Below are 1,141 nucleotides of genomic sequence, written 5' to 3'. Positions count from 1 at the left end.
CAGCAGAAAAAGGCACTATACGGCTCAAACGTATTATATCGGGTGAACTTATCGAAAATGACTGTGTTGACAATATACGAAAGCACGAGATTAACCGACGCACGTACTACTGCGTGTACGTAGGCGAGTTTTCTTTTCACACACCTACTTTGGAATGGGATGATCCACCACGAGATGCGCCCGTATCTACCACAGAGTTGGATTCATTTGACGCCGATCCAAATAATCGCCCCGCCGATATGCGAGAGCGAGAAGCATTAGAACGACTCACTGAAACATTTGAATCGCCTAACTACCATATTGAGTCACCGTTCACAGACGATAATTACGGTGCTACATTTGTCGGATGATCATACCTTTCCGGTTCGCTCGAAGAAGGTGATCGAGTTCCTGACAGACATTTATGTGAGCATAATGGTAAGGAAGATCTTGGATTAGAGATTGGAGATACATTCCAGACTCGCAAGAGCCAGTGTGAAACCGTAGACCGCTATCATGCGTACCTATCTCCCCTTCGAGATCGTTCTCCCGTCCTCCAACGTCCGGTGTATGATGTTCTCCTCAATGATGGGCATCAAGAATCAGTCAGACAGCGGCGGATCATTGATAATTGATGGATGCTCGTTGAAAGTATTGATATCTCACTCCCGAATGTTGACGGAAAACTTGGAGAGACAGAGTATATCCGTGGACATATTGAATCACACGTTGACACGTCAGTTGAGTTTGAGATTGGAGATATAATCGAACTACGACCGAACGGTCAGGAAGATTCTGTCTACTGTCGGATTACAGAAGTTCATGTCTCGCATAATCTTTTGATTGGGCAGTACGAGCCAATCCCACCGACAGAAGAAGCACCTCTGGGATTGTCTATCCACGAAATCGCAGATGATGTGGTCGCTGTTCATGATGAACCACCAGTGCAGGAGTGAAAGTTACAATGCCACGATCATATTCCGTAGGCGAATTTGCTGACGAGCTTGGTGTTCATCGTCAAACCGTGAACGGTGGTGTCGAGAGGACGAAATCGACTACACACGAACGCCGGGTGGTTCTCGACGGATTCCTCGCCGGGAATTGCTACGTCTCTCCGGTGATGCTCGACCCATAGACCGTGTTGTCCTCTATGCCCGCGTTC

2 protein-coding genes and 1 pseudogene are annotated in these 1,141 nt (G+C 47.5%); all 3 read left to right on the top strand.

The features are described from left to right. On the top strand, nucleotides 1-350 hold a 350-nt coding region (locus J07HQW2_RS12460), incomplete at its 5' end, for a hypothetical protein (protein WP_021055895.1). 267 nt (nucleotides 351-617) lie between these two features. Then, nucleotides 618-935, top strand: coding sequence for a hypothetical protein (locus tag J07HQW2_RS12455; protein WP_021055894.1), 318 nt, complete (start codon nucleotides 618-620; stop codon nucleotides 933-935). An 8-nt stretch (nucleotides 936-943) separates the two neighbouring features. Then, a pseudogene (locus tag J07HQW2_RS18755) lies at nucleotides 944-1,141 on the top strand (helix-turn-helix domain-containing protein); the annotation flags it as partial.

This window comes from Haloquadratum walsbyi J07HQW2 (assembly GCF_000415985.1).
GTDB classification, from domain to species: Archaea; Halobacteriota; Halobacteria; order Halobacteriales; family Haloferacaceae; genus Haloquadratum; species Haloquadratum walsbyi_B.
The sequence above is the reverse complement of the archived record's forward strand: the minus strand, read 5'-3'. Positions and strand labels throughout refer to the sequence as shown.

Excerpts from the sequence above, each read along its gene's own strand:
- J07HQW2_RS12455 (WP_021055894.1), top strand. The coding sequence starts at position 618 with ATGCTCGTTGAAAGTATTGATATCTCACTCCCGAATGTTGACGGAAAA.